We start from the raw sequence: 21,206 nt of genomic DNA on the forward strand, positions 1-21,206 counted from the left end.
TCGTCCTCGACCACGGCACGATCGTCGAATCCGGGACCCATCACGACCTGCTGTCACGCGCCGGCACCTACGCCCACCTGCACGACGCGCAGAACTCCGAGCGACGGAATCCCGAGCGACGGAATCCCGAGCGACGGAATCCGGAGCGACAGAACCCCGCACTACAGGACCCCGAGCGACGCGACGCCATGACCGGGCCCGCGACCCCTCAGCCGATGGGCGCCGGCATCCGCACCACGTCATAGGCCAGCTCGATCACGTCCCCCGTGGCCGGGTCGCCGAGCTCGACCCGCCAGTGGTCGGCGAACTGGTCCACGCCCTCCGCCATCGGGATCGTGCCGGAGATCAGCACCGTACCCGGCACCAGATCACCCCGCTCCCGCAGCACCTCGGCCCAGTAGCCCGGAGTGAGCAGTTCCGCCAGCGTGCCGTCCTGGATGAGGGTCTCTTCGCCTGAGCCGCCGTCCTTGCTGTCCCCGCTGTCGCCGCCGTCCCTGCTGTCCCCGCTGTCGCCGGTGTCCCTGGTGTCCCCGGTGTCCCCGGTGTCCCCGCTGTGCGTCACCCACGCCCGCAGGGTCAGCGCGTCCAGCCGCTCCTGTACGTCGGTCAGCCGCCAGGCGCGCCGGGCGAGCACGTCCGGGCTCGCGTTCTTGCTCCACGCCACCCCGTGCACCTCCAGCTCACGGTCGGTGTGGTCGCAGGCGGCCGTCAGCAGCAGCTCCCCGTCGCCGTCCACCACCAGCGCCCATTCCGCCTCTCCCGAGGTGCGCCCGTGCTGGACGGCGACCTGATCGGTGTGCTGGGCCAGATACGGGGAGACCGGGTAGAGCGCGGGCGTCACCGACGGCGCGGGCACCCCCAGCTCGGCGAGCTCCGCCACATGCGCGGCGACATCGTCCTGGCTGCGTCCGGCGTAGCCGGCGTTGAGCACCTGGACGACATCGACGCGCCTGGTGGTGCCGTCGGGCAGTTCGAACGTCAGCAGCGCCATGGGGTTTCTCCACATCGATCGCGATATCGGCGAGGTTAACTTTGCGCGGAAGGCTTGCGCATACGACCTGTATACAAGAAGTATGCCGGAAGGTCGATAGTGCACCTCAGCAAGGACGGACAATCGTGAAGAACACCACGAACACGGATACGAGCAGGGGCAAGGGCAGGGACAAGGGCATGCAAACGCAATCGTTCGGCGGGTCCGCGGTCCGCCGCGCCTTCTTCGCCAGCCTCACGGGCACCGCCCTGGAGTGGTACGACTTCGCCATCTACTCCGTGGCCGCCGCACTGGTCTTCGGCGATGTCTTCTTCCCCTCCGAGGACCCCGCCACCGGCACGCTCCTGGCCTTCTCCACCTACGCCGTCGGCTATGTCTCCCGGCCCCTGGGCGGTTTCGTCTTCGGCCGCCTCGGCGACAAGATCGGCCGCAAGAAGATCCTCATCGCGACCCTCGTCCTGATCGGGGCCGCGACCCTGCTGATCGGTCTGCTTCCCTCCTACGCCACGATCGGCGTGGCCGCGCCCATCGCCCTCGTCATCCTCCGCTTCGCCCAGGGGGTCGGTGTCGGCGGCGAGTGGGGCGGGGCCGTACTGCTCTCCAGCGAGTTCGGCGATCCGCGCCGGCGCGGCTTCTTCGCCTCGGCCGCCCAGATCGGCCCGCCCGCGGGCAACCTGATGGCCAATGGTGTACTCGCCGCCCTCGGCGCCATCCTGACGGAGAGTCAGTTCACCTCCTGGGGCTGGCGCGTGGCCTTCCTGCTCTCCGGGGTCCTGGTCGTCTTCGGACTGTGGATCCGCGCGAAGCTTGAGGAGACCCCGGTCTTCAAGGCGATGGAGGCGGAGCAGAAGCGCCCCGAGGCGCCGATCCGCGAGGTCTTCACCACGCACCCGCGCGCGCTGACGGCCGCGATCCTCAGCCGGGTCGCCCCGGACGTGCTGTACGCGCTGTTCACCGTCTTCGTACTGACCTACGCGACCGGCGAGCTCGGCATGTCGCGCGGCTCGGCGCTGGCCGCCGTCCTGATCGGCTCCTCCTTCCAGGTGTTCCTGATCCCGCTGGCCGGAGCGCTCTCCGACCGGGTCAACCGGCGTCTGCTGTACGGCGTCTCCGCCGTGGCCGCCGGCGTATGGCCGTTCCTGTTCTTCCCGATGACCAGTGGCGGCAACTGGCCGCTGCTCGCGCTCGGGGTCGTGGTGGCGCTGGCCATCCACTCGCTGATGTACGGGCCGCAGGCCGCCTTCATCGCCGAGCAGTTCTCCCCGCGTCTGCGCTACACCGGCTCCTCGCTCGCGTACACGCTGGCCGGGGTCATCGGCGGAGCCGTCGCGCCGCTGCTGTTCACCGCGCTGCTCGACGCGTACGACTCCTGGATCCCGCTGGCCCTCTATGTCGCGGTGACCGCGGTGGTCACGGTGACCGGCCTGTGTCTGGGCCGCGACGGGAACCCGGCCGACGACGAGGAGCTGAGCGGTACGGAACAGCCCGCCCGCGCGGAGGTCTAAGCCGCGCGCCGGTACGCACGTACACCCCCCACCTCAGCCCCGCCCCACCTCAGCCCCCCACCTCAGCCCCGCACCTCGCACTCCGCACCCCGTACCTGGCACCCCGTGCCCCGCACGCCGTACCCGAGAAGGGAACCCCCTCATGCGCATCGCGCTGAGCCAGCTCACCACCGGCCCCGACCCCGAGCGGAACCTTGAACTCCTGCGCGCCGAGGCCCACCGCGCCGCGGCCGGGGCCGCCCGCGTCATCGTCTTCCCCGAGGCCGCGATGGCCTGCTTCGGCACCCCCCTGGCGCCGCTCGCGGAACCGCTCGACGGCCCCTGGGCGACGGCGGTGCGGCGGCTCGCCGAGGAGACCGGACTCGTCGTGGTCGCGGGCATGTTCACACCGGCCCCGGACGGCAAGGTGGCCAATACCCTGCTTGCCACCGGACCCGGCGTCGAGGCGGCCTACGACAAGATCCATCTCTATGACGCCTTCGGCTTCGCCGAGTCCGACACCGTGGCGGCCGGCTCCGAGGTCGTCACCATCGAGGTGGACGGCGTCCGGATCGGCCTCGCCACCTGTTACGACGTCCGCTTCCCCGAACTGTTCCGGGCGCACGCCGACGCCGGAGCGGTGCTCTCGCTTCTCCCGGCCTCCTGGGGCGCCGGTCCCGGGAAGCGCGAGCAGTGGGAACTGCTCACCCGCGCACGGGCGTTGGACGCCACGCTGTGGCTCGCCGCCGTGGACCAGGCCGATCCGGCGGCGTCGCGCGCGCCGGGGGACGAGGCCGCGCCGTCGCCCGCCCCGACCGGGATCGGCCACAGCGCGCTCATCGGCCCCGACGGGACCGTACGCCAGAGCCTCGGAGCCGGCCCGGGGCTGCTGCTCGCGGATGTGGACGTGGACGAGGTCGCCGCGGTCCGCCGTGCCGTACCGGTACTGGCCAACCGCAGGCTGAAGCCGACCACGGGCTGAAGCCGACCACGGGCTGAAGCCGACCACGGGCTGAAACCGACCGCGCGCCGAGGCCAACCGTGCGCTGAAGCCGACCGCGCGCCGCACACACCGAGTCGACCGGCGCGGCAGCGCGCCGGCGCTCGCCTCGGACCCTGAACACTCTCAACTGGCCTGCTGAAAACGGCACTTACCCTCGTTCCGCTTCACTTCGGCGTCCTCCGCCGTCACACTTCACTCAGCGTGTCACTCCGGTTTCCTTCGTCCCCCGCTGTATTGGCCGACCCTTCACCGCTCCGACATCCGGCGATGCTCGACGCGTCAACGAGGGCGGGCGAAGCTGAGCCGGGCATGTCAACCGGACCGCGTACCCCACGTCGCGGCCGATCAGGAGGACGCAGTGAAGAAAAGCTCGCGCATCCGCAAGGTCTCGCTCATCTTCGGCAGTGCCATCGCGTTGGTCGTCGCCGTGCCGGGCAGCGCGCTCGCCGATCCCCCCAAGGCCCTGCCCGCCAACGCGGACGGACTGGAGCAGACGTTCCAGCCGGCCTATGACTACGACACGGACGGCTGCTACCCCACGCCCGCCATCGGCCCCGACGGGACCATAGCCCCCGGCCTCAACACGACCGGGGCCGTCAACGGTTCGTGCCGCGACTCATGGGACCTCGACAACACCAACGGATACGCGCGGTCCAAGTGCAACAACGGCTGGTGCGCGATCATGTACGGCCTCTACTTCGAGAAGGACCAGGCCGTGGCCGGCAGCGGGCTCGGCGGGCACCGTCACGACTGGGAGCATGTCGTGGTGTGGGTGAAGGACAACGTGGCGCAGTACGTCTCCACGTCCGCCCACGGCAACTTCAACATCCACACCCGTGACCAGATCCGCTGGGACGGGACGCACCCGAAGGTCGTCTACCACAAGGACGGCATCGGAACGCACGCCTTCCGCGCCGCCAACTCCAACGACGAGCCGCCGGAGAACCACTACGGCACCTGGCGCTTCCCCGCGCTGGTCGGCTGGAACGGCTACCCCGCGGGGCTGCGCGACAAGCTGAGCCAGGCCAACTTCGGCAGCGCCGTCTTCGGCCTCAAGGACGGCAACTTCAACGGCCATCTGCAGAAGGCCAAGCCGGTCGGCATCCCGTTCGACCCCAACGCCTGACGGAGAGGGCCGGCCGGTACGTACGCGCTCAGCCCGGACAGGCCCTAACCGGCGAGCAGGACCTTGAGCGTCGTCTCCAGGTGACCGTCGATCGCGCTGTGCGCGGCCGGCCGGTCACCGGAGGCGATCGCCGCCAGGATCGCCCGGTGCTCGGTCAGTACCGACTCCTGCCGCCCCTGCTGGTTGTAGAGCGCCACCACCCCGGCCCGGATCTGCCGGCTGCGCAGCCCGTCGTAGTGCCGGTTGAGCAGCGAGTTGCCCGCCGCGGCCACGATCGTGGCGTGGAAGAGATGGTCCACCGCGATGAACTCCCTGGCGTGCTCGGGCCCGCTGAGGGTCCGCTGCCGCTCCAGGAGCGCGGTCAGCTCGGCCACCAGCGCGTCCCGGTCTCCCGGGATGACCTGCTCCGCCGCGTACCGCTCCACGATGCCGCGCAGCTCCATCAGTTCGGTGATCTCCCGCCCCGACAGCGGTACGATCTGCGCCCCCCGCTTGGGGACCAGCCGTACGAGATCCTCGGCGGCGAGCAGCAGCAGCGCCTCACGGATGGGGGTACGGGAGACCCCGATGCGGTTCGCGAGCTCCTGCTCGGAGAGGAACTCGCCCTGTCTGTCCGGGTCGGTGAGCACGTTCTCCTTGAGGAACGCGTACGCCTTCTCCCTGCCCGACGTCATGACTGCCCCCACAGCGAAGATTGCATACAACGAGTATACAGAGCCTCGAGGGCCCGGGGACCCGCGAAAAGAGTGCGGGACGCAAAAAAACCCCGGAACCGAATTGACGGCCGGGGTATTCCTCTGTGTATATTGATTGTTTCCATGTTTTGAATTGATAATCACATGGACCAGGTCACTGGAAAGCAGCGTATCGGACAGGGGCTGAATTGTCAACCGAGGAATTGCAGAACGAGCAGCAATTCGTCTCCCTCCTCTATGAGCGTCTGGATGCCTTGAGGGAGCAGGCCGAGACCGCCGTGGAGGCGTCGATCGGCCAGGTCACCACCGGGCGACAGGCCCGCGTCGAGCGCGATATCAGCGTCGCGGAACACTCCGGTCGCGTGTCCGCGCTGAATGCGGTGGAGGCCGGTCTGTGTTTCGGCCGGATCGATCTCGGCGAGGGGACGACCCATCACATCGGACGCATCGGAATGCGCAGGGACGACCCGGAACGTACCCCGCTGCTGATCGACTGGCGGGCCCCCGTGGCACGTCCCTTTTATCTCGCCACCGGCCATTCCCCGATGGGGCTGCGCAGGCGACGCCATCTCACCACCGACGGGCGCCGTGTCACCGCGCTCCATGACGAGATCATGGACCTCAGCGACACGACCCGCACCGGCTACGAGGACCCGGACGGCGACGCCGTACTGCTCTCCGCGCTGAACACCGCGCGTACCGGGCGGATGAGCGACATCGTGCAGACCATCCAGGCCGAGCAGGACCGCATCATCCGCGCGCCGTACCGCGGTGTGCTGGTGGTCGAGGGCGGTCCGGGCACCGGCAAGACGGCCGTCGCGCTGCACCGTGCCGCGTATCTGCTCTACGCGTACCGCGAGCAGCTGGCCCGCCGCGCCGTGCTGATCGTCGGCCCGAACCCCGCGTTCCTCGGCTATATCGGCGAGGTGCTGCCCTCGCTCGGTGAGACCGGGGTGCTGCTGTCGACCGTGGGGGAGCTGTTCCCGGGCGTACGGGCCACCGGTACGGACACCCCCGAGGCGGCCGAGGTCAAGGGCCGGGCCGACATGGCGCGCGTCCTGGCGGAGGAGCTGCGCGGCCGGCAGTCGCTGCCCCGCCCCGTGCTGGAGATCGCGCACGCCGAGTACGGCACGCTCGTGCTGGACCGCGACACGGTGTACGAGGCACGGCAGCGCGCCCGGGACACCGGACTGCCGCACAACCAGGCCCGGCCGACGTTCGCCTTCCGGATCATCGACGCGCTCACCGGACAGCTCGCGGACCGGATCGGCGCCGACCCGCTCGGCGGTGCCAACCTCCTCGACCCGACGGACATCGCCCAGCTCGGCAAGGAGATCGCCACCAGCCCCGAGGTGCAGGCGGCGATCGACTCGCTGTGGCCGACGCTCACCCCGCAGCAGCTCGTCTCCGACTTCCTGGCGGATCCGGGCGCGCTGCTCGGCTCGCGCGACGCCGCCGCCGTACGCCGCTGCGGGCCCCGGACCGGCGCCGACGCCAGGATCGACTGGACCCCCGCCGACGTACCGCTGCTGGACGAGGCGGCCGAACTGCTCGGCGAGGACGACAGCGCGGCCCGCGCCGCCGCCGCGCTGGAGCGCCAGGAGCGGATCGCCTACGCACAGGGTGTGCTGGAGCTGTCGTACGGCTCCCGTACGCAGGAGTTCGAGGACAGGGACGACGACGAGTCGGAGGTCCTCGCCGCGCACGACATCATCGACGCCGAGCGGTTCGCCGACCGGCACGAGGAGGCCGACACCCGCAGTGCCGCCGAGCGGGCCGCCGCCGACCGCACCTGGGCCTTCGGCCATATCGTCGTGGACGAGGCGCAGGAACTCTCCGCGATGGCCTGGCGGTTGCTGATGCGCCGCTGCCCGAGCCGGTCCATGACCCTGGTCGGCGACCCGGCCCAGACCGGGGACGCGGCGGGCTGCGACTCCTGGCAGCAGATCCTGGAGCCGTATGTGCAGCAGCGCTGGGAGCTGTCCAAGCTGGGTGTCAACTACCGTACGCCCGCCGAGGTCATGGAGGTCGCGGCCGAGGTGCGGCGTATGACGGACCCGCTCTTCGAGCCGCCGAGGTCCGTGCGGGCGACGGGCGAGGGGCCGCTCGTACGCTCCGCCAGGCCCGCTGATCTGGCCCGTACGGCGGCCGGACTGGCGACCGGGCACCCGGGCGAGGGCCGGCTCGCGGTGATCGCCCCGGCCGCGCTGCTGCCGGAGCTCGCGGCAGAACTGCCCGACGCCTCCTGGGGCATCGCCCCCGATCTGACCCGGCCCGTCGTGCTGCTCAACGCGCGGCAGGCGAAGGGGCTGGAGTTCGACACGGTGATCGTCGTCGACCCGGAGGCGATCATGGACGGCTCGCCGCGCGGCACCAACGATCTGTATGTGGCGCTGACCCGGGCGACCCAGCGGCTCGCGATCGTCCGCGACGCGGAGGTCCCGTCCCGGCTGAAGACGGCCATGTCGTAGGCCCGCGCGAGCAAGCACCCCCGCCAGGCGTCCGGCCTGAGCACAGCGAGGTGGCGCCGCCCAGGACTCCGGGCGGCGCCACCTCGCCGGGCAGGCCCTGTCAGACCGGCCGCAGCCAGACCGTCGCCAGCGGCGGCAGTGTCAGCTGGAGGGACACCGGCCGGCCGTGCGCCGCCACCGGCTCGGGCTTCAGCGGGTCCGCGTTGAGCACATCGCCGCCGCCGTAGCGCGCCGCGTCCGTGTTGAGGACCTCCGTCCAGGCGGAGAACTCCTCGGGCACACCGAGCCGGTACTGATGGCGCACCACCGGCGAGAAGTGCGAGACCGCCAGCAGTGGCGAGCCGTCCGCGTCGAACCGCAGGAACGCGAAGACGTTGTCCTCACCCGCGTCGCCGTCCACCCACGCGAAGCCCTCCGGGACGGTGTCGCGCTGCCAGAGCGCGGGCGTCGCGCCGTACACGGTGTTGAGTTCGCGGACCAGATCGCGCACGCCCCGGTGGTCGGGCTCCGCCGCGTACGACGGATCGAGCAGCCACCAGTCCGGGCCATGGCCCTCCGACCACTCCGCTCCCTGGGCGAACTCCTGCCCCATGAAGAGGAGTTGCTTGCCGGGGTGGGCCCACATGAAGCCGAGATAGGCGCGTTCGTTGGCGCGCTGCTGCCACCAGTCACCGGGCATCTTGGAGACCAGCGCGCGCTTGCCGTGCACCACCTCGTCGTGCGAGATCGGCAGGACGTAGTTCTCGCTGTACGCGTACACCATGGAGAAGGTCATCTCGCCGTGGTGGTACTTGCGGTGGACGGGCTCCTTGGAGACATAGTCCAGGGAGTCATGCATCCAGCCCATGTTCCACTTCAGGCCGAAACCGAGCCCGCCGAAGCCGTCGGGGCCGACATAGTGGGTGGCGCGCGTGACCCCGTTCCAGGCGGTGGACTCCTCGGCGATGGTCACCACACCGGGACAGCGCCGGTAGACGGTGGCGTTCATCTCCTGGAGGAAGGCGACGGCGTCCGGATTCTCCCGGCCGCCGTGCTCGTTCGGGGTCCACTGGCCCTCCTCGCGCGAGTAGTCGAGGTAGAGCATCGAGGCGACCGCGTCGACCCGCAGTCCGTCGATATGGAACTCCTCGCACCAGTACACGGCGTTGGCGACCAGGAAGTTGCGGACCTCCGTGCGGCCGAAGTCGAACTCCAGCGTGCCCCAGTCGGGGTGCTCGGCCCGCTGCGGGTCCGGGTGTTCGTACAGCGGACGGCCGTCGAACCGGGCCAGCGCCCAGTCGTCCTTCGGGAAGTGGGCGGGTACCCAGTCGACGAGCACCCCGATGCCCGCGCGGTGCAGGGCGTCCACGAGATACCGGAAGTCGTCCGGGGTGCCCATCCGGGACGTCGGCGCGTAGAAGCCGGTGACCTGATAGCCCCAGGAGCCGCCGAAGGGATGCTCCGCGATCGGCATCAGCTCGACATGCGTGAAGCCGAGGTCCTTGACGTACGCGGGCAGCTGCGAGGCGAGCTGACGATACGTCAAGCCTGGTCGCCAGGACGGAAGATGGACCTCGTACACGGAGAACGGTGCCTCGTGCACGGGACGGTCGGCGCGATGGGCGAGCCACTCCTCGTCGTGCCAGACATGGTGGGACTCGGTGACGACGGACGCGGTCGCGGGTGGTACTTCCGTGCGCCGCGCCATCGGGTCGGCGCGCAGGGTGTGCGAGCCGTCGGGGCGCCTGATGTCGAACTTGTAGAGCGCGCCGTCACCGATCCCCGGCACGAACAGCTCCCACACCCCGGTGGAGCCGAGCGAGCGCATCGGGAGGCTCGTACCGTCCCAGTAGTTGAAGTCACCGGCGATCCGGACACCCTGGGCGTTGGGCGCCCAGACGGTGAAGCGGGTGCCGGTGACGCCCTGGTGCGTCATGATCCGCGCGCCGAGGGCTTTCCACAGCTCCTCGTGCCTGCCCTCGCCGATCAGATGCAGATCCAGGTTCCCGAGCGCGGGCAGGAAGCCGTACGGATCACGCATCTCCAGCTCGTCCAGTTCCTGCGTGGCGTCGCTGTAGCGGACGAGGAGCGTGTACACGGGCACCGCGCGCAGCGGCAGCACACCCGAGAAGAAGCCGTCGCCGTCGTCGTTCAGCTCCGCTCTGATCTCCAGCCCCTCGGCGACGACCGTGACCGCGCGGGCGTACGGGCGCAGCGTCCGGAAGGCGACACCGTCCGGCACGGGATGCGCCCCCAGCAGCGCGTGCGGATCGTGGTGCGCACCGGAGAGCAGCCGCTCCCGGTCGCCGCTGTCCAGCGGTCGCGCGGCCCGTACCCGACGCCCGCCGCGCGGTTCCTCGCGCTGCCGGGGCGCCGTGGGAGACGCCGGGGCCGCACGCTTCCCGGAAGCGGCGGGCGCCGCGCGCTTTCTGGAAGCGGCGGGGGCGGCGGGGGCAGTGGAGGCGGCCGGGGCGGCGGGGGCAGTGGAGGCGGCCGGGGCTTCCGGGGCTTCCGGGGCGGACGGGGCGGGCGCGGCCTGCGGTGCCTTGCGGCGCGCGGGCTTCTTCCCCTTCTTCCCAGGGGACTTACCCGCCCCCGCACCCGCCCGCGCGGTCTCGGCGGCGGGGGCCGGGACCGGGAGCGAGGCGGTGGGAAGCTCGGGCTGGGACGAGCTGTCGGACGAACGGTCGGACGGCGTGCGGGGGGTCACGGGGGCTGCCTCCTCGGCTGGGCTTCGCTGCTGGGCGGTCGATACGGGTGGGGAGAGCGGGACCGCGGGGGGCGGTGGCATCGGTGAACGGTCGGAGGGGGACAGGGCGGAACGGAGAGGGACAGGGACGGGGGAGCGGAGGATCGTTCCGAGAGGCCGCCGGGCCCGCCGCCCTGACGCGTCAGACGGCCGCGGCCAGCCGGCGGATCGCCGCCATCGGGACCGGCAGCCAGTCGGGGCGGTGCCTCGCCTCGTACAGCACCTCGTAGACCGCCTTGTCCGTCTCGTACGCGCGCAACAGCTCGGGCTCCGCGCGCGGATCGGTGCCGGCGGCCGTCGCGTACCCCTCGCAGTACGCGTCCCGGCAGCGCGTCGCCCAGTCCGGGCGCCATGGCTCGTGGGAGCGGGCCGCGTAGTCGAAGGAGCGCAGCATGCCCGCCACATCGCGGACCGGCGGCTGTGGGCGGCGGCGTTCGGCGAGCGGCCGGGCGGGCTCGCCCTCGAAGTCGATGACCGACCAGCGGCCGTCCGGCGTCCGCAGGGTCTGGCCCAGATGCAGATCGCCGTGGACGCGCTGCGCGGGCCGGCCGCGCCCGGCCTCGTCGAGCCCGGCGAGCGCGTCGAAGGCGGTCCGCAGCGCGGCGGCGTACGGCATGAGCGCGGGCACCGCGCGCGCCGCCGACTCCAGGCGCTCGGCCATTCCGTCGGCCAGTTGCGCGGTCTGCCTGCGGCCCAGCGTCACGGTCGGCAGCGCGGCGGCGAGCGCGATATGCACCTCGGCGGTGGCCCGCCCCAGGGCGCGGGCCTCCGCGAGGAACTCCCTGCCGTGGGCGAGCGAGGAGAGCGCCAGCTGCCAGCCGTCCTGCGAGCCGCGCAGATAGGGCTGGAGCACACCGAGGGTGAGGGAGTCCCCGCTGCCCGACGGGTCGGCCGCCTCGAACCAGCCGACCGGCGCGGGCACCCGCTCGCACCCCTCGGCGGCCAGCGCGAGCGGCAGCTCCAGATCGGGGTGCGGGCCGGGGAAGACCCGGCGCAGGATCTTCAGGATGTACGCGTCCCCGTAGACCAGGGAGGAGTTGGACTGCTCGGCGTCGAGCAGCCGGCCGCTCAGCCCGGCGGGGACGGTGCTCGCCCGGTCGAACCGCAGCGGCCCCAGCGCGCCGGGCGAGCGCAGCCGCTCCAGCAGCAGTTCGGCCAGGTGGGGATCGTGCAGGGCCTCGTAGACGGTACGGCCGGCCAGCGGTCCCTGCGTGGCGTGGCCGATCAGCGCGGACGCGAGGCGCGGCGGCAGCGCCTTCCGTACCCCGAGCAGCAGCTGATAGCAGTCACCGGCGTGTGACGAGACCCCGGTGGGGGTGGCGGACGGCGACGAGGGAATCGACAGCGGCGGGCCGGACGGGCCGCGCTGTTCTACCCGTACGAGCAGATGCAGCAGGCCCGGACCACGCGCGTCCGTCGGCAGCAGTTCGGTGACCGTGACCGGCGCGAAGCCGGTGACCGGACGGCCCTTGCCCGCGAACCAGCGCTGACGGGGCAGCCAGTCATGGAGCAGCGGGGCGAGCGAGCCGACCAGCGTTCTCGCGTCGGCGGGCGACAGGGCGGACGACACGGGTGGTGCGAGGGGCGGGGCGACGGGCGAAGCAGTTGCGGGGCGCGGCGTGATCCGGGTGGATGCAGCCTTCGACATGGCATCGCGTCCTTTCCCCGGGCACACCACAGGATGCGCAGAGTGTCCCGGATTGCGGCAATGGCTGTCCGGCTGTGCGGGACGTGTCGGGTGAGGATGATCCGTACGGATCGATTCCGTACGAACTCAATACGAATTTGATCGAATCGATCGAACTGGATGTGGAGGAGCGTGCCCCGTGCGGAGCGGTGGAAACCGCCCGGCACGGGACCGCGGTCAACACCGCGTGAACGAGTGGCCGGTGTTGTCACACCGTGGTGGCCTGGTCAGGCCGCGGTGTCCTTGCGCAGCCGGAACCAGTAGAAGCCGTGGCCGGCCAGGGTCAGCAGATAGGGCCACTCCCCGATCGCGGGGAACCGCACCCCACCGATCAGCTCGACCGGACAGCGCCCGCTGAACTCCTTCAGATCCAGCTCCGTGGGCTGCGCGAAGCGCGAGAAGTTGTGCACGCAGAGCACCAGATCGTCGTCCTCCCCCTGCTCGGAGGGCGCCTCACGGAGGAAGGCGAGCACGGCCGGGTTCGACGACGGCAGTTCCGTGTACGAGCCGAGACCGAAGGCCGGGTTCTGCTTGCGGATCTCGATCATCCGGCGCGTCCAGTGCAGCAGCGACGACGGCGACGCCATCGCCGCCTCCACATTGGTGACCTGGTAGCCGTAGACCGGGTCCATGATCGTCGGCAGATAGAGCCGGCCGGGGTCGCTGGACGAGAAGCCCGCGTTGCGGTCGGGTGTCCACTGCATCGGGGTCCGCACGGCGTCCCGGTCGCCCAGCCAGATGTTGTCGCCCATCCCGATCTCGTCCCCGTAGTAGAGGATCGGGGACCCCGGCAGCGACAGCAGCAGGGCGGTGAACAGCTCGATCTGGTTGCGGTCGTTGTCCAGCAGCGGGGCGAGCCGGCGCCGGATGCCGATATTGGCCCGCATCCGCGGATCCTTGGCGTACTCCGCGTACATGTAGTCGCGCTCTTCGTCCGTCACCATTTCGAGCGTCAGCTCGTCGTGGTTGCGCAGGAAGATGCCCCACTGGCAGCCCGTCGGGATCGCCGGGGTCTTCGCCAGGATTTCCGAGACCGGGTAGCGGGACTCGCGCCGTACGGCCATGAAGATCCGCGGCATCACCGGGAAGTGGAACGCCATATGGCATTCGTCGCCGCCGGCCGCGTAGTCGCCGAAGTAGTCGACGACATCCTCCGGCCACTGGTTCGCCTCGGCGAGGATGACCGTGTCCGGGTAGTTGGCGTCGATCTCCTTGCGCACCCGCTTGAGGAACTCGTGGGTGGCGGGGAGGTTCTCGCAGTTGGTGTTCTCCTGCTGGTACAGATACGGCACGGCGTCCAGCCGGAAGCCGTCGATGCCCAGGTCCAGCCAGAAGCGCAGCGCCGAGATGATCTCCTCCTGCACCGCCGGGTTCTCGTAGTTGAGATCCGGCTGGTGGGAGAAGAAGCGGTGCCAGTAGTACTGCTTGCGCACCGGGTCGAACGTCCAGTTGGACGTCTCCGTGTCGACGAAGATGATCCGGGCGTCCTGGAACTGCTTGTCGTCGTCGGCCCAGACGTAGTAGTCGCCGTACGGCCCGTCGGGGTCCTTGCGGGACTCCTGGAACCAGTCGTGCTGATCACTCGTGTGGTTCATGACGAAGTCGATGATCACGCGCATACCGCGCTGGTGCGCGGCGTCGACGAACTCCACGAAGTCGGCGAGATCCCCGAACTCGGGGAGCACCGCCGTGTAGTCCGAGACGTCGTAGCCGCCGTCGCGCAGCGGCGACTTGAAGAACGGCGGCAGCCAGAGGCAGTCCACTCCGAGCCACTGGAGATAGTCCAGCTTGGCCGTGATGCCCTTGAGGTCGCCGATGCCGTCGCCGTTGCTGTCCTGGAACGAACGCACCAGGACCTCGTAGAAGACAGCACGCTTGAACCAGTCGGGATCGCGGTCCTTGGCCGGGGTGTCCTCGAACGTGTCGTGGACGGGCTCATTGACGATCATGATGTGGGTGACCCTCCGATCGGCGGGGACGGTCGCAGAACCACGACATGCGCGGGCCTGACGCCCGGCTCTAGGCGCACGTAGGTGGCTCTGCCCCAGTGATAGGTCTCGCCGGTGAGCTCGTCGCGCACCGGCACGGTCTCGCACCCCTCCGAAGATTCGAGGCCGAGCCGCTCCATGTCCAACGAGACCGTCGCCTCCTGGGTGTGGTGCGGGTCGAGGTTGACGACCACCAGAACGGTGTTCGTGCCCGACCGTTTGCTGTACGCGACGACCGCGTCGTTGTCGACGTGGTGGAAGTGGATGTCGCGCAGCTGCCGCAGGGCGGGGTGCCGCCGTCTGATCCGGTTGAGCGCGGTGATCAGCGGGGCGATGGTGCGGCCCTCGCGTTCGGCCGCTTCCCAGTCCCGGGGCCGCAGCTGGTATTTCTCCGAGTCAAGGTACTCCTCGCTGCCGGGCTTCGCGGGGGTGTTCTCGCAGAGTTCGTATCCGGCGTAGACACCCCAGGAGGGCGCCATCGTGGCGGCCAGCACGGCCCGTACCTCGAACGCGGGCCGTCCGCCCTGCTGAAGATAGGCGTGCAGGATGTCGGGCGTGTTGACGAAGAGATTCGGCCGCATGTACGCGGCGCACTCGCCCGAAAGCTCCGTCAGATAGTCGGTGAGCTCCTGCTTCGTGTTCCGCCAGGTGAAGTACGTGTACGACTGCTGGAAGCCGATCGCGCCGAGCGTGCGCATCATCGCGGGCCGGGTGAACGCCTCGGCCAGGAAGATGACATCGGGGTCGGTGCGGTTGATGTTCGCGATGACCTTCTCCCAGAAGAGCACCGGCTTCGTGTGCGGATTGTCGACGCGGAAGATCCGTACGCCGTGGGCCATCCAGTAGCGCAGGATCCGGCTGGTCTCCCGGACCAGACCGCGCAGATCGCTGTCGAAGGCGATCGGATAGATGTCCTGGTACTTCTTCGGCGGGTTCTCCGCGTAGGCGATGGAGCCGTCCGCGCGGTGGTGGAACCACTCCGGGTGCTTCGTGACCCAGGGGTGGTCCGGGGAGCACTGGAGCGCGAAGTCGAGCGCGACCTCCATCCGCAGGGTGCGGGCCGTCTCCACGAAGTGGTCGAAGTCCTCGATCGTGCCCAGATCGGGGTGGATCGCGTCATGGCCGCCGTCGGCCGAGCCGATCGCCCAGGGCACACCGACATCCCCGGCGGCGGGGGTGAGGGTGTTGTTGGGGCCCTTGCGGTGCGTCGTGCCGATGGGGTGGACCGGCGGGAGATACACGACGTCGAAGCCCATCGCGGCGACGGCGGGCAGCCGTTCGGCCGCCGTCCTGAACGTGCCGCTCACCGGCGGCTCGTCCTTCGTGACGACCGCGCCCTCCGAGCGCGGGAACAGCTCGTACCAGGAGCCGAAGAGGGCCCGCCTGCGCTCCACCAGCAGCGGAGCCGGGCGCGAGGCGCTGACCAGATCGCGCAGCGGATGGCGGGAGAGGGCGGCGTCGACCTCGGGGGCGAGCGCGGCGTCGAGCCGGGCCCGCGCGGGCAGCGTCTCGTCGCGCAGGGTGTCCGCGGCGGCGAGCACGGCCTCCCGGCCGTCGCGTTTCGGTACGCCGTCGGCGGCCCGCTCGTACAGCGCGGCGCCCTCCGCGAGGACGAGGGCGATGTCGTGCTCGTCGGCGGCCGCCGGGATCTTGATGTTCGCGGCGTGGCGCCAGGTGGCGACCGGGTCGCTCCACGCCTCGACGGTGTAGGTCCAGCGGCCTTCCTTGGTGGGTGTGACCTCCGCGCCCCAGCGGTCGGTGCCGGGGGCGAGTTCACGCATCGGGGTCCAGGGGCCGGGGCGGCCACTGGGGTCCATGAGGACGACGTTGGCCGCGACAGCGTCATGACCCTCGCGGAAGACGGTCGCGGTGACCTGGAAGGACTCACCGCTCACCGCCTTCGCGGGGCGTCTGCCGCAGTCGACGAGCGGGCGTACGTCCAGGACGGGAATGCGACCAATCAGCGGTTTCACTGGATCACCTGTGGGCTGTGCGGGCGTGACAGGCAGGGCGGGTGGTGCGGGTTCGGTGGAGCTTCTTCCCCCGAAAGATCTGCTGTCTTTGCGAGGTTTTGATGTTCTTTGTAGCTGCTCGGTAGACGACTGGGAGGCTGCGGGCATGGCCGCTCCTGTCCGCGTTCACTCGAATAGCGCTGGAATCGTCCTCAATTGTGTGGGGACGCGCTCGTGTGCGATGCGATGAGCATGCTGACGTGCCGGGTGTACCGGGGGAGCCTTCCCACTCTTTTCGGGTGGGCAATCCGGCGGATTGTTAACTACTGCGGCGTACAGGAACCGCCGAGGTGCACGGTTACTAACAGCCAGGTTCAGGCCATGAATTGGGGGGCGGGGCGCGGACACCCCCGGGTGAGTGCGCGTGTGCGCCGTGGTAGCGGAGGGTGAGGTGGGGCTACCGTCAAAGGGACGGCGGGGCGCACAACGTGGTGCGTCCCCTGTGGCTCGTATGTCCCTGCGAAGGTGGAACACGTGAAGGCAATCCGTCGGTTCACCGTCCGCCCCGTCCTGCCCGAACCACTGCAACCGCTCAGCGACCTCGCCCGCAATCTGCGCTGGTCCTGGCATACCGAGACCCGTGAACTCTTCGAATCCGTCGACCCCGCCGGCTGGCGCGCCACCGGCCGCGACCCCGTACGGCTGCTCGGGGCGGTGTCCGCCGCGCGCCTCGCCGAGCTGGCCGGGGACCGTCCCTTCCTGGACCGGCTGACCGCCGCCGCGGCCGGTCTCGACACCTATCTGCGCGGCGAGCGCTGGTACCAGGAGCGCGCGGGCCAGGGCGCCGAGCTGCCCGCGGCCATCGGCTATTTCTCGCCGGAGTTCGGGGTCACCGCGGCCCTGCCGCAGTACTCCGGCGGGCTCGGCATCCTCGCCGGTGACCATCTCAAGGCCGCCAGCGATCTCGGCGTACCGCTGATCGGCGTCGGGCTGCTCTACCGGCACGGCTACTTCCGCCAGTCGCTCTCCCGGGACGGCTGGCAGCAGGAGCAGTATCCGCTCCTCGACCCCAACGAACTCCCGGTCACCCTGCTGCGCGAGCCGGACGGCACCCCCGCGCAGATCGTCCTCACGCTCCCCGGGCGGCGCTCGCTGCGCGCCTGCGTCTGGCAGGCCCAGGTGGGACGGGTCCCGCTGCTGATGCTCGACTCGGACGTCGAGGAGAACGGGCCCGGCGAACGCGAGGTCACCGACCGGCTGTACGGCGGCGGCAGCGAACACCGGCTGCTCCAGGAGATGCTGCTCGGCATCGGCGGGGTCCGGGCGGTCCGCACGTACTGCCGGCTCACCGGCCACCCCGCACCCGAGGTGTTCCACACCAACGAGGGCCATGCCGGATTCCTCGGCCTGGAGCGCATCCGCGAGCTGGTGGCGACCGGGCTCGGATTCGAGGCGTCCCTGGAAGCCGTCCGGGCCGGCACGGTCTTCACCACCCACACCCCGGTGCCCGCCGGGATCGACCGCTTCGACCGCGATCTGGTGGCCCGCCACTTCGGGGACGACGGCGAACTGCCCGGTGTGCCCGCCGAGCGCGTCCTCGGCCTCGGCATGGAGACCTACCCCGGCGGCGAGCCGAACCTCTTCAACATGGCCGCGATGGGCCTGCGGCTCGCCCAGCGCGCCAACGGCGTCTCCACCCTGCACGGCGCCGTCAGCCGCCAGATGTTCGCCGGGCTCTGGCCCGGCTTCGACCCGTCGGAGGTGCCCATCACCTCCGTCACCAACGGGGTGCACGCACCGACCTGGGTGGCTCCCGAGATGGCCCGTCTCGGTGACCCCGAGCATGTCCCCGACGCCGAGGTCTGGGCCGTACGGCGTGCCCTGCGCGAGCAGTTGGTGACCGAGGTACGCACACGCCTGCACGCCTCCTGGCGCCAGCGCGGCGCCGAGGACGCGGAGCTGGGCTGGATCGACGGGGTCCTCGACCCGGACGTCCTCACCATCGGTTTCGCCCGCCGGGTCCCCTCGTACAAGCGCCTCACGCTCATGCTGCGCGACCCCGAGCGGCTGACCGAGCTGCTGCTCCACCCCGAGCGGCCGGTCCAGATCGTCGTCGCGGGCAAGGCCCATCCGGCGGACGACGGCGGCAAGCGGCTGGTGCGGGAGCTGGTGCGGTTCGCCGACGATCCGCGGGTGCGGCACCGCATCGTCTTCCTGCCGGACTACGGGATGGGCATGGCCCAGAAGCTCTACCCCGGCTGCGACGTCTGGCTGAACAATCCGCTGCGGCCCCTGGAGGCGTGCGGCACCAGCGGAATGAAGGCCGCGCTCAACGGCTGTCTCAACCTGTCCGTCCTGGACGGCTGGTGGGACGAGTGGTTCGAACCGGACTTCGGCTGGGCCATCCCCACCGCCGACGGCTCGTCCGGCGACGAGAACCGCCGGGACGAACTGGAGGCGAACGCTCTCTACGAACTGATCGAGGACCGCGTCGCGCCCCGCTTCTACGACCGCGGCGGGAGCGGACTGCCGGACCGCTGGATCGAGATGGTCCGGCGCACGCTGGTGTCGCTCGGGCCGAAGGTGCTCGCGGGACGGATGGTGCGTGAGTATGTGGAGCGGCTCTACACTCCGGCCGCCGCCGCCCATCGCGCGCTGGACGCCGACACCGCCGCGGAGCTGGCGTCCTGGAAGTACCGCACACGCACGCTCTGGCCGTATGTGTCGGTCGACCATGTCGAGGCGGTCGCGGCGACCGGGGGCGGCGGTGGGGCGGGCGGCGGCGCCGAGCTGGGCTCCACGCTCTCCCTGCGGGTGAGCGTCGGCCTCGGCGAACTGCGCCCGGAGGACGTGGAAGTGCAGGCGGTCGCGGGGCGGGTGGGCTCCGACGACACGATCGTGGACGCCCGGACCTTCCCGCTCAAACCGGCCGGCGGGCCCGATCTGGAGGGCCGCTGGGTGTACGAGGGCCCGCTCGCCCTGGACCGTACGGGCCCGTACGGCTACACCGTCCGGGTGCTGCCGGCTCATCCGCTGCTCGCCACCAGCGCGGATCTGGGGCTGGTCGCGCTGCCGACGGAGACGACGGGGGAGGGCGCGGGCATGCTGATGCGGTGAGTCGTACGTACGCGGACCAGGGGCCGGACATCTTCGGGTGTCCGGCCCTTCGCGCTGCCCGTCGGGGCCGCTCTCGAACCACCTCGCACTGCCCATTGGTCCAGACCTTGACGTGTCCATGGGATGGTTCTACGTTCCTCAGTCAATAACGGGTTCACAACTCAACCCCGCGTTCATGTGGGTGAATCGAGTTGAGGGACGTCCAGCGACCGGAAGGCACCGCACATGCGCCCCGGATCCATCCCCCGAGTCCTCGGACTCGCCACCGCCCTCGCCGGCGTACTCGCCGCCGCCTTCATGACCCCCGCCTCCGCCGAGAAGGCGCCGGACGCCGCGCCGGCCAGGCCCGCCACCGCCGCGGTCGCCGCCGCGCCGGCCAACTTCACCCACCCCGGGGTGAACCTCAACACCGCCCAACTCGACTTCATCCGCGGCAAGGTGCAGGCCGGGGCGCAGCCCTGGAAGAGCGCCTACGACCAGATGATGGCCAGCAAGTACGCCAGCCTGTCGCGTACGCCCAAGCCGCGCGCGATCGTCGAGTGCGGCTCGTACTCCAACCCCAACAACGGCTGCACGGACGAGCGCGAGGACGCGATCGCCGCGTACACCGACGCCCTCGCCTGGTACATCACCCGCGACGACCGCTACGCGCAGAAGGCGATCCAGCTCATGGACGCCTGGTCCGGCTCCATCCAGGACCACACCAACAGCAATGCCCCGCTCCAGACCGGATGGGCCGGATCGTCCTGGCCCAAGGCCGCCGAGATCATCAAGCATGTGTACGGGAACTGGCCGAACGCCGGCCGGTTCAGCACGATGCTGCGGACCGTCTATCTGCCCGAGATCATCAACGGCTCCAACTCCAACGGCAATTGGGAGCTGACGATGATGGAGGCGGCGGTCAGCATCTCCGTCTTCCTGGATGACGGGGCGAGCTACGACAAGGCGATCAGTAAATACCTCGTCCGCGTGCCCGCCTACATCTACCTCGCCTCCGACGGCGCGCTGCCGAAGACCGTGCCGAGCCAGAACCTCAACACCCGCGAGAAGATCGTCAGTTACTGGCAGGGCCAGGGGACCTTCATGACCGGGCTGACCCAGGAGACCTGCCGCGACTTCGTGCACACCGGCTACGGCATCTCGTCCGTCGGCCATGTCTACGAGACCGCGCGGCTCCAGGGCCAGGACCTGTTCCCGCAGGTCGGCGAGCGGCTGCGGCAGGCGCTGGGCTTCCAGGCCAAGTACGAGCTCCAGGCCGAGCCCGTACCGTCCTCGCTCTGCGGCGGCAGTGTGACGCGCGGCCTCGGGCCGATCACCGAGGTCGGCTTCAACGCGCTCAACACGCGGCTGGGCTATGCGATGACCAACACGCAGCGGCTCACGGAGCAGCAGCGGCCGGCGGGGACGAACAACCTGTTCGTGGCCTGGGAGACACTGACGAACGCGAGCAATCCCCACTAGGGCCTGCCTTCAAAGTCCCGCCTGCCCGGCGGCGTCCGGCACGCACGCTCGCGGCGTTGTCGGGATCACCCCAGTACGTCCAGTACTGGGGAGACCCTCCGCCTTGCGATCGCACGCACCGGACGCCGCCGGGCCCGCCCTTCGGGCGGACGGCGCTACTTTGAAGACAGGCCCCAGGGCCCGTCTGACACATAGCGCCGTCCGCCCGGAGGGCGGGGCTCGCGGCGTCTGCTACGCGCGGGTGCCGGCCCCGGCGGGCTCGGGGCCGGCACCTGGAGGACACGTGTCGGCGGGCGCGCGCCGAGGGGATCGGTCATGGCGCCCAGATGAGGCGGACGGCCCGCGGATCCGGCGGGCGGCGCCGGGATACGCCGCGACGCTCCGGGATGCGGGCGGCAGGCGACCACGGATAATGGACAGGTAGGGCGAAAAAAGGCAGGGTCGCGGGCGGGGGGCAGCCGCGCGGGACCGCCGGTCCACCCTCGGGGAACCGGCGCCACCGC

The 21,206-nt window shown here is 70.5% G+C and carries 13 protein-coding genes; 7 read left to right on the forward strand and 6 right to left on the reverse strand.

Annotated features, from left to right (window positions below):
* On the forward strand, nucleotides 1-245 hold a 245-nt coding region (locus ACFRKB_RS32330), incomplete at its 5' end, for a hypothetical protein (protein ID WP_383110179.1).
* On the opposite strand, the gene ACFRKB_RS32335 is transcribed toward ACFRKB_RS32330, so the two are convergent.
* Nucleotides 209-991 carry a DUF2848 domain-containing protein gene (locus tag ACFRKB_RS32335; protein ID WP_383110180.1) on the reverse strand — a complete coding sequence of 261 codons (783 nt, stop codon included), beginning with the start codon at nucleotides 989-991 and terminating at the stop codon, nucleotides 209-211. The two genes, ACFRKB_RS32330 and ACFRKB_RS32335, sit on opposite strands and share 37 nt — an antisense overlap.
* Before the next feature lie 179 nt (nucleotides 992-1,170).
* Here ACFRKB_RS32335 and ACFRKB_RS32340 point away from each other — a divergent pair, with 179 nt between their 5' ends.
* The 3 genes from ACFRKB_RS32340 to ACFRKB_RS32350 all read left to right on the forward strand — a co-directional run bounded on the left by ACFRKB_RS32340 (nucleotide 1,171) and on the right by ACFRKB_RS32350 (nucleotide 4,604).
* A complete protein-coding gene (locus ACFRKB_RS32340; protein ID WP_383110244.1) occupies nucleotides 1,171-2,496 on the forward strand; it encodes an MFS transporter in 1,326 nt (441 codons plus the stop codon).
* Nucleotides 2,497-2,638: 142 nt separating this feature from the next.
* The gene (locus ACFRKB_RS32345) at nucleotides 2,639-3,457 is read left to right on the forward strand and encodes a carbon-nitrogen hydrolase family protein (RefSeq protein WP_383110181.1); all 819 of its coding nucleotides are present in this window, start codon (nucleotides 2,639-2,641) and stop codon (nucleotides 3,455-3,457) included.
* A gap of 379 nt (nucleotides 3,458-3,836) precedes the next feature.
* On the forward strand, nucleotides 3,837-4,604 hold the full coding sequence (locus ACFRKB_RS32350) for an NPP1 family protein (protein WP_383110182.1): 768 nt from the start codon (nucleotides 3,837-3,839) through the stop codon (nucleotides 4,602-4,604).
* 44 nt (nucleotides 4,605-4,648) lie between these two features.
* Here ACFRKB_RS32350 and ACFRKB_RS32355 read toward each other — a convergent pair whose 3' ends face one another.
* The gene (locus ACFRKB_RS32355) at nucleotides 4,649-5,278 is read right to left on the reverse strand and encodes a GntR family transcriptional regulator (protein WP_365977622.1); all 630 of its coding nucleotides are present in this window, start codon (nucleotides 5,276-5,278) and stop codon (nucleotides 4,649-4,651) included.
* Between the two features lie 209 nt (nucleotides 5,279-5,487).
* Between ACFRKB_RS32355 and ACFRKB_RS32360 the strand changes: the two genes are divergently transcribed.
* Complete coding sequence (locus ACFRKB_RS32360; protein WP_383110183.1) at nucleotides 5,488-7,770, forward strand: HelD family protein; 2,283 nt, start codon at nucleotides 5,488-5,490, stop codon at nucleotides 7,768-7,770.
* 100 nt (nucleotides 7,771-7,870) lie between these two features.
* Here the strand turns inward: ACFRKB_RS32360 and glgB are convergent, their stop codons facing one another.
* The 4 genes from glgB to ACFRKB_RS32380 all read right to left on the reverse strand — a co-directional run bounded on the left by glgB (nucleotide 7,871) and on the right by ACFRKB_RS32380 (nucleotide 16,137).
* Nucleotides 7,871-10,459 (reverse strand): 1,4-alpha-glucan branching enzyme, encoded by a 2,589-nt coding sequence (gene glgB / locus ACFRKB_RS32365; protein WP_383110184.1) that lies wholly within the window; start codon nucleotides 10,457-10,459, stop codon nucleotides 7,871-7,873.
* A gap of 181 nt (nucleotides 10,460-10,640) precedes the next feature.
* Nucleotides 10,641-12,146: a maltokinase N-terminal cap-like domain-containing protein gene (locus ACFRKB_RS32370; protein ID WP_383110185.1), complete on the reverse strand. Its 1,506-nt coding sequence runs from the start codon at nucleotides 12,144-12,146 to the stop codon at nucleotides 10,641-10,643.
* A gap of 266 nt (nucleotides 12,147-12,412) precedes the next feature.
* On the reverse strand, nucleotides 12,413-14,134 hold the full coding sequence (gene treS / locus ACFRKB_RS32375; protein WP_365976232.1) for a maltose alpha-D-glucosyltransferase: 1,722 nt from the start codon (nucleotides 14,132-14,134) through the stop codon (nucleotides 12,413-12,415).
* Nucleotides 14,131-16,137, reverse strand: coding sequence for an alpha-1,4-glucan--maltose-1-phosphate maltosyltransferase (locus ACFRKB_RS32380; RefSeq protein ID WP_383110245.1), 2,007 nt, complete (start codon nucleotides 16,135-16,137; stop codon nucleotides 14,131-14,133). The genes treS and ACFRKB_RS32380 overlap by 4 nt, the downstream gene beginning before the upstream one ends.
* A gap of 522 nt (nucleotides 16,138-16,659) precedes the next feature.
* On the opposite strand from ACFRKB_RS32380, the gene glgP reads away from it, so the two are divergent.
* Together glgP and ACFRKB_RS32390 are read left to right on the forward strand one after the other, a co-directional pair.
* Nucleotides 16,660-19,242, forward strand: a complete 2,583-nt coding sequence (gene glgP, locus ACFRKB_RS32385; protein WP_383110186.1) for an alpha-glucan family phosphorylase — start codon at nucleotides 16,660-16,662, stop codon at nucleotides 19,240-19,242.
* A 225-nt stretch (nucleotides 19,243-19,467) separates the two neighbouring features.
* Nucleotides 19,468-20,703 (forward strand): alginate lyase family protein, encoded by a 1,236-nt coding sequence (locus ACFRKB_RS32390; RefSeq protein WP_383110187.1) that lies wholly within the window; start codon nucleotides 19,468-19,470, stop codon nucleotides 20,701-20,703.
* Nucleotides 20,704-21,206 lie beyond the last annotated feature (503 nt).

Source organism: Streptomyces scopuliridis (assembly GCF_042790125.1).
GTDB lineage: Bacteria > Actinomycetota > Actinomycetes > Streptomycetales > Streptomycetaceae > Streptomyces > Streptomyces scopuliridis_A.

Coding starts and splice junctions, on each gene's coding strand:
- ACFRKB_RS32370 (WP_383110185.1), bottom strand. CDS start 12,146: ATGTCGAAGGCTGCATCCACCCGGATCACGCCGCGCCCCGCAACTGCT.
- ACFRKB_RS32390 (WP_383110187.1), top strand. CDS start 19,468: ATGCGCCCCGGATCCATCCCCCGAGTCCTCGGACTCGCCACCGCCCTC.
- ACFRKB_RS32335 (WP_383110180.1), bottom strand. CDS start 991: ATGGCGCTGCTGACGTTCGAACTGCCCGACGGCACCACCAGGCGCGTC.
- ACFRKB_RS32345 (WP_383110181.1), top strand. CDS start 2,639: ATGCGCATCGCGCTGAGCCAGCTCACCACCGGCCCCGACCCCGAGCGG.
- treS (WP_365976232.1), bottom strand. CDS start 14,134: ATGATCGTCAATGAGCCCGTCCACGACACGTTCGAGGACACCCCGGCC.
- ACFRKB_RS32355 (WP_365977622.1), bottom strand. CDS start 5,278: ATGACGTCGGGCAGGGAGAAGGCGTACGCGTTCCTCAAGGAGAACGTG.
- ACFRKB_RS32340 (WP_383110244.1), top strand. CDS start 1,171: ATGCAAACGCAATCGTTCGGCGGGTCCGCGGTCCGCCGCGCCTTCTTC.